The 12838-nt window shown below is 60.4% G+C and carries 12 protein-coding genes; 3 read left to right on the forward strand and 9 right to left on the reverse strand.

Annotation, left to right across the window (positions count from 1 at the left end; translation table 11 throughout):
• Positions 1-33: 33 nt before the first annotated feature.
• The 3 genes from JFU58_RS29770 to JFU58_RS29780 are packed head-to-tail and all read right to left on the reverse strand — an operon-like array spanning position 34 to position 4702.
• Positions 34-3117, reverse strand: a complete 3084-nt coding sequence (locus JFU58_RS29770) for a MexW/MexI family multidrug efflux RND transporter permease subunit (RefSeq protein ID WP_201142982.1) — start codon at positions 3115-3117, stop codon at positions 34-36.
• A complete protein-coding gene (locus JFU58_RS29775) occupies positions 3114-4265 on the reverse strand; it encodes an efflux RND transporter periplasmic adaptor subunit (RefSeq protein WP_063033334.1) in 1152 nt (383 codons plus the stop codon). The genes JFU58_RS29770 and JFU58_RS29775 overlap by 4 nt, the downstream gene beginning before the upstream one ends.
• Positions 4266-4288: 23 nt before the next feature.
• Positions 4289-4702: a VOC family protein gene (locus tag JFU58_RS29780; protein WP_201142983.1), complete on the reverse strand. Its 414-nt coding sequence runs from the start codon at positions 4700-4702 to the stop codon at positions 4289-4291.
• Positions 4703-4749: 47 nt separating this feature from the next.
• Between JFU58_RS29780 and JFU58_RS29785 the strand changes: the two genes are divergently transcribed.
• On the forward strand, positions 4750-5676 hold the full coding sequence (locus JFU58_RS29785; RefSeq protein ID WP_063033336.1) for a LysR family transcriptional regulator: 927 nt from the start codon (positions 4750-4752) through the stop codon (positions 5674-5676).
• On the opposite strand, the gene ribD is transcribed toward JFU58_RS29785, so the two are convergent.
• From ribD to JFU58_RS29815, 6 genes are all read right to left on the reverse strand, one after another.
• On the reverse strand, positions 5655-6761 hold the full coding sequence (ribD, locus tag JFU58_RS29790) for a bifunctional diaminohydroxyphosphoribosylaminopyrimidine deaminase/5-amino-6-(5-phosphoribosylamino)uracil reductase RibD (protein WP_201142984.1): 1107 nt from the start codon (positions 6759-6761) through the stop codon (positions 5655-5657). The genes JFU58_RS29785 and ribD overlap by 22 nt on opposite strands.
• A complete protein-coding gene (locus JFU58_RS29795) occupies positions 6758-8461 on the reverse strand; it encodes a WD40 repeat domain-containing protein (protein ID WP_063033338.1) in 1704 nt (567 codons plus the stop codon). The genes ribD and JFU58_RS29795 overlap by 4 nt, the downstream gene beginning before the upstream one ends.
• Positions 8462-8530: 69 nt before the next feature.
• Positions 8531-9130, reverse strand: coding sequence for a GTP cyclohydrolase II (locus JFU58_RS29800; protein ID WP_063033339.1), 600 nt, complete (start codon positions 9128-9130; stop codon positions 8531-8533).
• Positions 9131-9202: 72 nt separating this feature from the next.
• Positions 9203-10210, reverse strand: a complete 1008-nt coding sequence (locus JFU58_RS29805; RefSeq protein WP_201142985.1) for a formylglycine-generating enzyme family protein — start codon at positions 10208-10210, stop codon at positions 9203-9205.
• Between the two features lie 64 nt (positions 10211-10274).
• The gene (locus JFU58_RS29810; RefSeq protein WP_063033341.1) at positions 10275-11021 is read right to left on the reverse strand and encodes a class I SAM-dependent methyltransferase; all 747 of its coding nucleotides are present in this window, start codon (positions 11019-11021) and stop codon (positions 10275-10277) included.
• 91 nt (positions 11022-11112) lie between these two features.
• A complete protein-coding gene (locus JFU58_RS29815; RefSeq protein ID WP_017478404.1) occupies positions 11113-11559 on the reverse strand; it encodes a DMT family transporter in 447 nt (148 codons plus the stop codon).
• A 310-nt stretch (positions 11560-11869) separates the two neighbouring features.
• Here JFU58_RS29815 and JFU58_RS29820 point away from each other — a divergent pair, with 310 nt between their 5' ends.
• Complete coding sequence (locus JFU58_RS29820; protein WP_063033342.1) at positions 11870-12265, forward strand: DUF2946 domain-containing protein; 396 nt, start codon at positions 11870-11872, stop codon at positions 12263-12265.
• Between the two features lie 46 nt (positions 12266-12311).
• Positions 12312-12794, forward strand: coding sequence for a copper chaperone PCu(A)C (locus tag JFU58_RS29825; RefSeq protein ID WP_063033343.1), 483 nt, complete (start codon positions 12312-12314; stop codon positions 12792-12794).
• The last annotated feature ends 44 nt before the right edge of the window (positions 12795-12838 follow it).

Below are 12838 nucleotides of genomic sequence, written 5' to 3' on the forward strand. Positions count from 1 at the left end.
TGAAACGGGCGTCCTCAGGACGCCCGTTTGCTTTTAAGCTTGAGGCTTGAAGCCTGCGGCTGTTTTTTCTATCACCTCCCAATCAGTTACCGGCTTATGCGCTCGTGACAGCAGGGTGTAGACCGACGGCAACACGAACAGCGTAAACAAGGTGCCCACCAGCATCCCGATAACGATCACAAGCCCCAGGCCAAATCGACTGCTGGCGCCGGCGCCAGACGAGAACAGCATCGGCACCAGGCCAACCACCATCGCGGCGGTGGTCATCAGGATCGGGCGTAGACGAATTCGCGCCGCGCGAATGATCGCCTGAGCCGGTGTGCAGCGGTATAGCAGCTGTAACTCGTTGGCGAACTCGACCATCAGGATCCCGTGTTTGCTGATCAGTCCGATCAACGTCACCAAGCCAATCTGCGTGTAGATGTTGATCGTGGCCAAACCCAGGGCCAGCGGGATCAACGCGCCGCAGATCGACAGCGGCACCGTGATCAGGATGATCAGCGGATCGGTCAGGCTTTCATACTGCGCGGCCAGCACCATATAGATCACGATCAGCGCAAACAGGAACGTCAGCATCAACGCATTGCCTTCGTGAATGAACTGGCGCGAATCGGCCTGCCAGTCATGGCTGAAGCTGGCCGGCAGCTGTTGGCTGTGCGCCTGCAAAAACGCCACCGCCTGACCCAGGCTGACCCCCGGCGCCGGGATGCCCTGGAAGGTCGCGCTGTTCTGCTGATTGAACTGCTTGAGCTTGTTCGGCTCGATCACGCTGTGCAGGCTGACCACGGTCGACAGCGGCACCTGCTGGCCGGCGTCGGTATCGAGGTAGAAGGCATTCAGGTCCTGGGGCGTGAGGCGGCGCGACGCCTGGCTCTGGGGGATCACATCATAAGAACGGCCCTGCAAGGCGAAGCGGTTGGTGTAATTTTCGCCGATCAACACCGCCAGGGTGCTGCCGATGTCCTGCATGCGGATCCCCAGGCTGTTGGCCTTGCTGCGGTCGATGCGCACCTGGGTCACCGGGTTGTTGAAGGCCAGGTCACTATCGACCACCGCAAACAGGCCGCTGGCCCGTGCCTGGGTCTTCAGCTCTTCCATGGCCTGGTACAACGAGCGGTAGTCCTCGGTGCTGCGCATCACCAGTTGTACCGGCAAACCGCCGGTCGAAGCGGGCAGTGGCGGCAACTGGAACACAAAGATCGAGTTGCCCTCCACCGCATCCACGCTCTGTTGCAGTTCGGCCTGGATACTCGCGGCGCTGCGTGAACGTTGCGACCACTCGCTGAAGTTGACGCCCGCGAAGCTGGCCGCCACCCCGTCGTTGCCATTGATGATCCAGGTACTGACGGTCTCCGGCAGTTGGCCGAGAATCTCGCTCAACTGATAGGCATAGCGCTCCACGTAATCGAGGTTGGCGTGTTGCGGTGACTTGATCGCCAGCAGCAGGTTGCCCTGGTCCTCATTCGGCGCCAGTTCCTTGCTGGCCTGCCCGTACAGCCAGGGCAGACTGATCAGCACCAGTGCGCCCAGCAGCAGGATCAGCCCTCGCCTGCGCAACGAGCCGAGCAGCGCGCGCTGGTAGAGGCGCGCCAGACGCTGGAAGAAGCGCTCGGCCAGGCGGCTCATGCGCCCTTCGTGCTCCTGGCTGGGCAGCAGCTTGGCGCACATCACCGGGGTCAGGGTCAGGGCGATGACCCCGGAGACCAGCACCGCGCCGGCCAGGGTCAGGGCAAACTCCTTGAACAACGCACCGGTCAGGCCGTTCATCAGTCCGATGGGCATATAGACGGCGGCCAGGGTGATGGTCATGGCGATCACCGGCGAGGCAATTTCCCGTGCGCCGAACAGCGCGGCTTGCAGGGCCGTGCGGCCTTCCTTGAGATGACGGTGGATGTTCTCCATCACCACGATGGCGTCATCCACCACCAGGCCGATGGCCAGCACCATCGCCAGCAGCGTCAGCAGGTTGATGCTGAACCCGAACAACGTCATCAGCCCCAAAGCGCCGAGCATCGATAGCGGGATGCTGACGATGGGGATGATCACGCTGCGCACCGAGCCCAGGCATAGGTAGATGATCACCACCACGATCAGGATCGCTTCGATGAGGGTCTCGATCACTTCGATGATCGACGCCTCGATAAAGTGCGCGGTCTCGAACGCCAGCGCCACCTTGACCCCCGGCGGCAAGGTTTTCTCGATGGCCGGCAGCAGGCGCTTGATATCGGCGACGATCAGCAGCGGATTGCCCTTGGGCGTTGCGTAAAGACCCAGATGTACCGCCGGCTTGGCATCCATCAAGGCACTGGTTTCATAGGCGGCCGAACCGAGCTCGACGGTGGCGATGTCGCGCAGGCGCAGCAGGTGGTCACCATTGTTGCTGATGACCATGTTGCGAAATTCATCCAGGCTGCTCAGGTCGGTATTGACCTGGATCGAGGAGACCACGTACTGGCCCTTGATCTGCCCCGGTGCTGCCTGGAAGTTATTGTCGCGGATGGCCTGTTCGACCTGAGCCGCGCTGATACCGTGGCCTGCCATGCGCTGCGGATCGAGCCACAGGCGCATCGCAAGGCGCTGGCCGCCGAAGGTCTCGACCTTGGCCACACCCTCGATGGTGGAAAACAGCGGCTGCACCACGCGACTGAGGTAATCGCTCAAGGCCGAAGCGCTGAGCGAATCACTGGAAAATCCCACATAGGCCACGGCCGTTGCGTCGCCAGCGGAGCGCTCGATAACCGGGTCGTAGGCCTGTTCCGGCAGGCGATATTTGACTTGGTTGACCTTGGCAATCACATCGCTCAGGGCCTTGGCCGAATCCTGATTAAGGGCCATGCGCAAGGTGATCTGGCTGCGTCCCTGCACCGAGGTCGAGCTGACGTAGTCCACGCCTTCCACCGAGGCCAGGGACTGGTTGATCGGCTGGGTCACAAAGCCTTGCATCAGCTCGGCGGGAGCGCCGGGATAGTCAGTGGTGACGCTGATCACCGAGCTTTCCAGCAGCGGGTACTGGCGCACGGGCAGGTCGAGGTAAGCCTTGAGGCCGGCCAGCACGATCAGCAGACTGACCACAAGGGCCAGCACCGGGCGGCGCACAAAGAGGTCGGTGAATTTCACGGTTGCTCTCCGGACATGCTCAGCCGCGCGGGCGTGTTGGCGTCGTTCAACACCGTGCGCTCAAGGGGTTCGATGGCGGCGCCGTCGCTGAGCTTGATCTGCCCGGAAATCACCACCTGTTCACCCGGATTCAACCCCGAGTCGATCACTACCCGGCCATCCCGGCGTTCGCCGGTCTTGACCAGCACCCGCCGTGCAACCGGCGGGGTGTTGGCGTCTGGCGAGGGTTGCACCACAAACACATCTTCACCATAGGCGTTATAGGTGATCGCGGTTTCCGGCACGGTCAGGGTACTGCTCGGCAGCGGCTGGGGCAGGCGCACTTTGGCGAACATGCGCGGCAAGGCGCCGGGCGTCGGCGCTTGCAGCAGCGCCTGGACACTCAACGTGCGCGCGCGATCGAGGAACGGGTCGATGCTGCTGATGCGCGCGGTGTAGTGTTGCCCCGGCAGGGCATCGAGCTGCACGTTCACGCGGTTGCCGACCTTGAGTTGCGCCAGCGCTTGTTCCGGCACGCTGAAATTGACGTACAGGCCTTGGTCGCCGACCAGGTTGATCAGGCTGTCGCCCGGATTGACGTACTGCCCCAAGTGCACCTTGCGAATCCCCAGGGTGCCGGCAAAAGGGGCGCGAATGGTCAGTTGATCAATCTGCGCCTTGAGTTCCTGCAGGGCTCCTTGAGCCGTGGTGTACTCGGTCTGTGCATTGTCGAAGGCTTCGTGGGAGATAGCGCTGACCTTGACCAGGCTGCGCGAACGTTCCAGCTTGACCTTGGCGTTTTCCAGCTCGCTTTGCAGGCGCATCAGGCTACCGCGCTGTGGCGCGTCGTTGAGCTTGACCAGCACTTGGTCCCGCTCGACACGCTGGCCGGACTCTACCGGCAATTGCACAACGCGCCCGCCGACTTCGGCGGGCACGCTCACCTGTTGCACCGCCTCCAGTTCGCCAATGGCCTCCAGGTAGCGGGTGAACGGTGCATCGCTGACCGGCGCAATCGCGACTTTTATCGGCGCCGGGGCATAGGAGGCAACGGCCGGATGGCTCCAGCGCCATAAGCCCCAGGCCAGGGCGAGCAACAGGAGCGCGGCGATCAGCAATGCCACGGTGGTTCGGGAAACGGCACGTCCCGGAGTGCTGACGTGAGGCATAAGCTTCATTCCTTGAAGAGCAATCAGTAAATGGGCCAACAGCCCGGTGTCAGCAGTTCGACGAGGTTCGCATCCGGGTCACGGAAGTAAACGCTCGATCCGCCCTTGGGCCAGTGCGTACGCCCTTCGATGGCGATATTGGCCGCGCCCAGACGCTTCTCCCAGGTCGGCAGGTCTTCGGCATCGATGGCAAAACAGATATGAATACGCCCGCTGGCGTCGTGGGGCGGGATCTCGCCGCCGCTCAAATACTTGGTGTGTACAGAGGCGCCCCGTTTGAACAGCAAGAGAGTATTCTGTTGGCCAACGTTGAACGCGACGAGCACGCTGCTCTCAACCATCACTTCCAGTTGCAGGTGCTGGCTGTAAAACGCTTTGGCGCGCTCAAGGTCATCCACGTACAGCGCGGTCTCAATAATTCGTTTGATTTGAGGCATGTTTTGCTCCTTTTTAAAGGGTTGCTCCCTGAAATGGAATTCATCGCATGGTCACCGTCTTACTGCGCAACATCGATTTGAATCTGTTGGTGGTGCTCCATGCACTGCTGACCGAAAAACACGTCACCCGCACGGGGGAGCGGCTGAATTTGAGCCAGCCGGCCATCAGTCATTCCCTGAGTAAGTTGCGAGTGCTGCTGGACGATCCGATCCTGATCCGCAAGGGCAATGAGGTGATGCTTAGCGCCATGGCGCAAAACATCCAGGACCCGCTGCGCGAGATTCTCAGCCAGATTGAAACGCTGTTCGGCAAGTCCATCGACTTCGACGCGGCCCGCTCTCAACGCACCTTCCAGTTGGCGATGTCGGATTATGGCGCGGCGATTATCTTGCCCAAATTGCTGGTGCGACTGCGTCGAGAGGCGCCGAACACCACCCTGGTGGTAACCCAGGGCAGTCGGCACGGGATGTTCGAGCAAGTGGCGCAGGGCAAGATCGACCTGGCCCTGGGGGTGTTCCCCAGCCTGACGCCCGATGTGTCGATGGAAGTGTTGTTCGAGGAAAGTTTTTCCTGCCTGCTCGACCGGCGGACCTTGTCCAAGGAAGGCATGCTGGACCTGGAGAGCTACCTGGAGCGCCCGCATATCCAGGTGTCCATGGACGGTGGCGCCAATGGCGAAGTCGACAGCGTGTTGCGCGCCGAGGGCTTGCGCCGTCGTATCGCCGTGAGCGTGCCGCACTGGCGCACCGCGCCAAGCCTGTTGCACAACACTGACCTGATCCTCACCGTCGCGACGCGAACCCTGGAGGACACCCTGCTTAACCCGGACCTGGTGCAATTGCCGCCACCGTTCAGCATTCCGCGCTTTCCGTTTGTGCAGATCTGGCACCAGCGTTTCTGTGACGATCCGGCACATGCGTGGTTGCGCGATCAAGTCAAGCAAGTGGTGGCTCATACCGTACTGGTCGATTGATCGGGGCGCAGGCGTAAACGCAGGTCTTGCCCCAGTTGGGTGACGTCGTACAGGGCAAAGTCCAGTGAGTGCGTCAGGTGTTCCAGCTCCGGCAAATGCACCAATGGCCGTGCCAGGTCGCCGAGCAGACGCGGTGCCACGTACAGCAGCAACTCGTCGACCAGGCCTGCGCGCAACAGGTTGCCGGCCAGTGTCGGGCCGGCTTCCACCATGACGTCATGCAGGCCGCGCTCGCTCAGGTGAGCCATCAGGGCATGCAGATCCAGACCCTGCTGATTGCCCGGCAGGCCGAGCAGGCGTTCGCCGTTGGCGTCTTGCGGTACATGGCGCTCGTGCATTACATGCAGGCTTGGCGCCCGGTCGTCGAACACCCGTGCGGTCTGCGGCACGCGCGCCTGACTGTCGAGGATGACCCGTACTGGCGCGATGGCCTCGGCGGACGCCATTTCACGCACGGTCAGCGAGGGGTTATCCGCCAGCACGGTGCCGCTACCGGTCAGGATCGCCGCACTGCGCGCGCGCCAGTACTGCACATCGGCGCGCGCCCGGGCGCCAGTGATCCACTGCGAACTGCCATTGTTCAACGCGGTGCGGCCGTCCAGGCTCATGCCCATCTTCAACTGCACCCAGGGCCGCTTGCGCTTGACCGTGGACAAGAAACCCCGGTTCAGTTCCCACGCCGCGACGTTGAGCAAGCCGACCTTGACCTCGATCCCGGCGGCGCGAAGTTCGGCGATGCCGCGCCCGTCGACCTGCTTGAACGGGTCTTCATGGGCCACGATCACGCACGCCACGCCGGCCTCGATCAGCGCTTGATGGCAGGCCCCCGTACGGCCGACATGGCTGCACGGTTCGAGCGTCACATAAGCGGTGGCTCCCTTGGCCAGGGAGCCGGCCTGGCGCAGGGCAAACACTTCGGCGTGCGGGCCACCCGCACGCCGATGCCAGCCCTCACCCACGATATGCGTACCGTGGGCGATGACACACCCGACCCGAGGATTGGGCCAGGTGGAGTGACTGCCGCGCTCGGCCAACGACAATGCATGCTGCATATGTTGAAAGTCGATTTCGCTGAAGTGGGTCATGGGCGCGTTTGCCGTGCCGACGCCTGGGCGCTGATCGGGTAGATGCGGCCATCATAGGCACTGGCGAGGAAGCCGCTGCCTTCGGCGTCGTGGGTCAGGCAGGAGATACCGCTGGCGGTAATCTTCTCCACCTTTGCCCAACTGCGCTTGGCCAGGTCGAACACGGCCACGGTACCGCCGTAGCTGCCCGTGGCGATCATCTTGCGGTCCTTGGAGATGGCGATGCACTTGATCGAGTGGCTGTGGGGTGTGTCATAGACTTCGCTGTTGCCAGCCTGCCACAGGCGCAGCTTGAGGTCCCGACCGATGCTGGCAAAGCCGCCCTGGATCTGTGTGCAACCGTTGGAAATGCGGTCGTGGGCTTTATCGAGGTAGGTCTCAAGCTCGAAGTCGGCAATGCGGAAAAACGCCGCCGCCGCCGTCGCGCACACGCTGAACAAATACTGTTCATCCGCCGCGATGCCTTTGATCGCATTTTCATGCATGCGCACTTCGCGCAGGAACTGCGGCTGCTGATCTTTCAGGTTGAAGATCAAGGCTTCGCCGGTGTAAGTACCAATCGCGGCGTGCAGCTCACCGTCCTTTTCAAAGGTCGTGCCGCAGTTGAGCGGTGAGCGGTGCTGGTAGATCACGTCGCCGGTCTTGGCGTCGAACACCGTGCCCATTTGCCCGCCGGTCAACACGCTGTCGCCGAATGGCAGCAGGAAATTGCACAGGCTGCCGGCCTTGGTGCTGGGCTGGCCATTGATCTGCAGGATGCCGGCGTCGCCGATGCTGTAAATGTCGTCGCCGACCACCGTCACCGCGTTCAGGCTGATGGCCGGCTCGATGCCGCTGACGTCCCATTGCTGGGTAGTGAAATCCCAGGTGGCGTAGGTGGAACCAAAGGTCACGAAGGCGATGCGCTGGTCACCGAGCAATGCGCAACTGCGCGGCCAGATGATGCTTGGCAGTGAGGTCTGTGCGGTTTTTTCCAGGCGGTTGTCGGCAGTCAGTTTCCATAGCATTACGCAGCGGTCGTAGCTCAGGCTGACCAGGAGGCGCTGGGCGTCGTTCCACACAATGCGTTTGATCCCGGCGGCGTGGGCCGGTTGCAGGTAGGTGCCGCTGCTGCTGATCACCGAAATCTTGCCCTCGTCGTCACCGGCAAAGATGATGCCTTCGCGGGACAAGGCCACGGTGTCGGTCTCGACACCGCCGAGGTCGATGATGTCCAGTTGCTCGCCGGAGGCGGCGTCCCAGCGGCGGATCGAACCGTCATCGCTGCTCGACACCAGGGTCTGGCCGTCTGCGGACCAGCACACCGAGATCACATCGGCCTCATGGCCTGTCAGGATCTTCTGGGTTTGCCCACTGAGGTTGAACAGGCGGATGGTGTGGTCGCGGGAGCAAGTGGCGATGGTCTGGCCATCCGGCGAGAAGGCCGCCATTTCGATGTCGTCATCGTGGCCGACCAGCACGCTCTTCAGGCGCAGCGAAGGAATTTCCCAGACGCGGGCGGTGTAGTCGCTGCTGGCACTGACCAGCAACGTGCCGCTGGCGTTGAACGCGCATTGGTTGGCCAGGTGGTCGTGGAGTACGCGTTGGATCGGGGTTTTGGTTTTTGCGTCCCAGAGGATGACCTGGTTGTCATAGCCAGCGGTGGCGACGTAGGTATCGTTGAACGTTGCAATACCGCTGATAGGGCCAAAATGTCTCATGCGTCATTATCCTTAATGTTGAGGTTGGCTTATTGCGGGCGACCTGAATGATTCGGCCGCGCAAGCGAGTTATTTCACCAGCTTGATCACGTGATTTTTTTTATCGACTTTGGCTTGCAGGTAATGGGTGTTATGGCGCGTGACAAATACGCCGGTGGGAATGACTTTATCGACGATAATGCCGTTATCAACCAAGGCCTGAACTTTTTCCGGATTATTAGTTATCAATTGGCAACGCTTGATATCCAACGCTTTTAACATGCCGGCGGCCATGGAAAAGTCGCGATCATCTTCGGGGAAGTTAAGGTGTGCATTCGCCTCGAAGGTATCCATGCCAGAATCTTGCAGGCGGTAAGCATCCAACTTTGCATATAAGCCAATACCGCGACCTTCTTGGCGCAGGTAAATCAAATAGCCACCAACTTCTCGCATACGGTCGATGGACTCATTTAATTGAGGGCCACAATCACAGCGCTGTGAACTGAATACGTCACCCGTCAGGCATTCGGAATGAATCCGCACTAACGGACTGACCGGATTAGCCGGCCCCAGTTTAATGACAATATGTTCGAGGGCGGTTTCCAATCCACTGAACGTATAAAAAGTACCGGGATGCGACGTGTCATCCAAGGGAATATCAACGTGATTGCGTACGCTTAGGCGGGTCATTTGCGGTTCCTTCCATGCTGAATGATTAACGCGTTTTTGTTTGAATTTATTCGTTGTAAAACAGCGAGGGGTCTACAGGGTCTTGGCGAGGCGAAAACCCATTACATAAATCTGTCGCGGGTATTTGCCGTGGCGTCGGCAATTGCGAGTCAGGTCGCGAAAGCGGGTGAAGCTGCCGCCGCGGGCGATCCGATGGTTGCCGACCACGGTGACCAGGTCGTCGGTGATAGCCGTGCCGCCTGGGTAGGGGGCATAGTCATCGCTGACGTACTCTTCGACGTTGCCGGCCATGTCCAGGCAGCCAAAGGGCGAGGCGCCTTCGATCAACAAGCCGACCGGGGTGGTGTCGAACAGGCCCATTTCGGCGGTGTTGGCGTGCTGCGGCAGAAAGGTCGGGCCCCAGGGGTATTCGAGGTTTTCCGGGCCGGCCGCGGCGTATTCCCATTCGGCTTCGGTGGGCAGGCGGAAGGCCTGGCCACTGGCTGCGCTGAGCCAGGCGGCGTAGGCGTCGGCGTCTTCGGCGGTGATGCCGAACACCGGGTGATTGGCGCGCGCGTTGGGATATTGGCCGAACGCCCAGCTTTCGGGAATCCGCGCCTGGCCCGAGGCTTCGAGGAAGGCGCGGTATTCGAGGTTGGTCACCGGGTATTTGCCAATGGCGTAGGGTTGCAGGTGTACCGGATGTCGCGGTACTTCCTTGGCGATCCAGTCGCGGTCCAGGCCGAGGCCCTGCAGGTCGTGCATGACTTGATCCACCGCCGATTCCGGCAGGCCGATTTCGACCTGGCCGCCACTGATGTGAATCATTGCCGGGTTGAGCACGTCGAGCCGTGGGTCCATGGTCAGGGCCAGCAGTTGGGCGGCGGCATAGCGCCAGGCCAGTGGCGAGACCGGGTTTTCCACGCGTTCAGCCAACTGTTCGATGGACTCTTCCGAGACCTGGCGCCAGGCGGCCAGGGGCAGCTTCAGGTTAAGCGCGTCCTGGAAGTGCTCAGGCAGGCCCATCAAAAATCGGTCGGTCATCTCGGCGGTCAGGGGGCCGTCGAACACCGGCCAATGGTTGAAACCCTTGGAAGTCATAACGCTTGGTTTCCTGCTGCTGTAAAGAAAAGGCACGCGCACCCAGGTGCCGCGTGCCCGGCTTTCATAGGGTGCAGATCAGCCCGGTTTGCAGGCAGTTGCGCTCGAAATCATCCCAATAGCCTTTAGGATGTTTGGCCCGCTCGGCTTCGGAGATGAGGGGTTTTTGCCATTGCAGACGCGAGAAGCCGGCCTTCATGATCGCCAGTTCATAACGCTCACGGCTCCAGCGATGAAAGGTAAAGGCGCTGGGCGGCTGGGTGACGAATTCAGCGTGGTGGCGAAAGCCGCCTTCGTGGGCTTCTTCGGTCAGCACATGCACGCCGTACTTGGTGAAGTTGCCGCGTTGCAGTTGGAACGTCGGCTCCACGGTGTAGGCCACGACGCGGCCGCCAGGGGCGAGATTCTTGGCCACCACTTGGAACATCTTGTCCAGTTTTGCCGGCGAGTCGGCGTAGTTGAACAGCCAGGCGGCGGTCACCAGGTCGAATTTGCCGAGGATGCCCAGGTCGCAGATATCGCTGACGTGGAACTCGATCGCTTCCTGGTTACGCGCCGATTCCTTGCGAGCCAGGTCAATCATCGAGGCGGAAATATCCACCCCGACCACTTTGCTTGCGCCCTGGCGATACAACTCACGACCAAAGAAGCCGAAGCCGCAGGCCAGGTCCAGTACGGATTTGCCTTTGACATCACCGACCATATGGAAAAACGTCGCGGTTTCTACTGAGCGCTGGGAAGCCGTGTCCGTGAACGCCTCGAAGCGTTCGCCAATGGCGTCATACGTAGCAGTTGCAGATTGGTTAGTCATTGCCTCACCTTTTTAAAAATAATAGCTGTCGTCAATCCCTGACTCGGGAACATGAAGAAGTCTTCTGTTTCGGTGACCCCGTCGTTTGCTTTCAAGTGCGCGTAGTAATAAGAAAACCTCCAATGACGACGATTACGCCGACCAGTTTATTAATATTAAGAGACTGCTTGGGAAAGCCGATCAGGCCAAAATAGTCAATCGCGATTGAAACGATAAGCTGGCCGACCAATACCGCCATGATGAAGTTCAGCGCGCCGAGCCGGGGGGCCATCAATAAGGCGACGGTGATGTAAAACACACCCGCGACACCGCCCATCCAAATCCACCACGGACCTTCTTGTACCGCCGACAAGTTCGGACGGGGTGCTTTTACAACAATGATGACAACGATGAGAACGACCAGGCTGACCAACAAGGAAACTGCGGTTGCCCACAAAGGGTGGCCCAGGAGACTGCCTAATTTTGCGTTAGTCCCGGCTTGCAAGGGCACTGCGAAGCCGGCGAATAAGCTGAGCAGGACAAACATCAGTAAGGTCATGGAGTGTACTTTCCTTTTTTTTGAAGTTTTACGGTGATCGGTTTGTCGGCGCCAATTCTTTGTTTTGATGAGTTGTATTCGTCGCACTGATCAGCCGGAAATTTCTGCGGATGACCTCCACATTCGAATCGGGCACAGCGTTCAGCTGTCGCACTGAACATTGCAGCCCATTTGAAAAAAATGGAAATCCTTGATTCCCGTCTATCCTGAATCCAGCACTGCGACACCAAACCACACCGCTCCTTTTTACTTATCCCCCCCGATCAGGCTAAATACCCACCTGATCGCTTAACCCTACGGATTGTCCGCCATGGCCCGTCAACGCTTTGCATTTGCCTGGATCGCCTGCTTTGCAGTGCTGTTCAATGCGTTTGCCATGCCGATGGCCGGGGCGATGCAGCGTTCGAACAATGCCCTCGACCAACTGCTCTGGGGCAGTTTCTGCTCCTCCAATGGCACGAAACTGACAGCCATTGCCCTGGGCAAGCTGGAGATTCCGGCGCCGCAGCAGGACGATCACTCCACCATGCAGCATTGCTGGTGTTGCTCGGGCTCGGCGCCTCTGGTCGCGCTGCCCGGGCACACACCAAGCCTGTTCTTTGCTCGTTTCGACGCGGTGCAAGACTTGCCACCGCCGTCATTGCAATCCCCCACCCCGCGCCAGCAATGGCCGAGCCTTAACCCCCGCGCGTCTCCAACGGTCTGATTTCTTCGCAAGTGAACTGCGTTTAGAACCGTTCTGGAGAACTGCCATGCTCAAATCTTCCCTGCTTCTGGCTGCGTTGTTGCTGCCGGTGTGTGCTGCTGCCAATGCCGAAGACTTCAAGGTCGGCGAACTGGTGGTCAGCGAACCCTGGTCCCAAGAACTGCCGCCCAACGCGCCAACCGTCGCGGCGTATTTCGTGATTCATAACCAGGGCGAAAACGCTGACCGGCTGCTCAGCGTCGACACGCCCGTGGCCGCCAAGGCCGAGCTGCATGAGCATGTGATGCAGGGCGATCTGATGAAGATGCAGCAGGTGACCAGCGTCGCGGTGCCGGCCAAAGGCGACCTGACGTTCGCCCCCATGGCCTACCACGTGATGCTGCTGGACCTGAAGGACCGTAGCGCATTGCGTGACGGCCAGCATTTCCCGCTGACCCTGAATTTTGAAAAGGCCGGGCCGGTGAAGGTGGAAGTGTCGGTGCAGAAGCAACCGCCCATGGCCGGCCACGAGCACATGCACGCCCAATAGATAACGCTTGATGGGCGCCCCACGCGCCAGGTTGTCCCCGCACC

The organism is Pseudomonas sp. TH34, assembly GCF_016650865.1.
Classification (GTDB): domain Bacteria; phylum Pseudomonadota; class Gammaproteobacteria; order Pseudomonadales; family Pseudomonadaceae; genus Aquipseudomonas; species Aquipseudomonas yamanorum.

What these genes read in the sequence shown, in the direction of transcription:
- JFU58_RS29775 (WP_063033334.1), bottom strand. Translation starts at nt 4,265, where the DNA reads ATGCCTCACGTCAGCACTCCGGGACGTGCCGTTTCCCGAACCACCGTG.
- JFU58_RS29780 (WP_201142983.1), bottom strand. Translation starts at nt 4,702, where the DNA reads ATGCCTCAAATCAAACGAATTATTGAGACCGCGCTGTACGTGGATGAC.
- JFU58_RS29785 (WP_063033336.1), top strand. Translation starts at nt 4,750, where the DNA reads ATGGTCACCGTCTTACTGCGCAACATCGATTTGAATCTGTTGGTGGTG.
- ribD (WP_201142984.1), bottom strand. Translation starts at nt 6,761, where the DNA reads ATGACCCACTTCAGCGAAATCGACTTTCAACATATGCAGCATGCATTG.
- JFU58_RS29795 (WP_063033338.1), bottom strand. Translation starts at nt 8,461, where the DNA reads ATGAGACATTTTGGCCCTATCAGCGGTATTGCAACGTTCAACGATACC.
- JFU58_RS29800 (WP_063033339.1), bottom strand. Translation starts at nt 9,130, where the DNA reads ATGACCCGCCTAAGCGTACGCAATCACGTTGATATTCCCTTGGATGAC.
- JFU58_RS29805 (WP_201142985.1), bottom strand. Translation starts at nt 10,210, where the DNA reads ATGACTTCCAAGGGTTTCAACCATTGGCCGGTGTTCGACGGCCCCCTG.
- JFU58_RS29810 (WP_063033341.1), bottom strand. Translation starts at nt 11,021, where the DNA reads ATGACTAACCAATCTGCAACTGCTACGTATGACGCCATTGGCGAACGC.
- JFU58_RS29815 (WP_017478404.1), bottom strand. Translation starts at nt 11,559, where the DNA reads ATGACCTTACTGATGTTTGTCCTGCTCAGCTTATTCGCCGGCTTCGCA.
- JFU58_RS29820 (WP_063033342.1), top strand. Translation starts at nt 11,870, where the DNA reads ATGGCCCGTCAACGCTTTGCATTTGCCTGGATCGCCTGCTTTGCAGTG.
- JFU58_RS29825 (WP_063033343.1), top strand. Translation starts at nt 12,312, where the DNA reads ATGCTCAAATCTTCCCTGCTTCTGGCTGCGTTGTTGCTGCCGGTGTGT.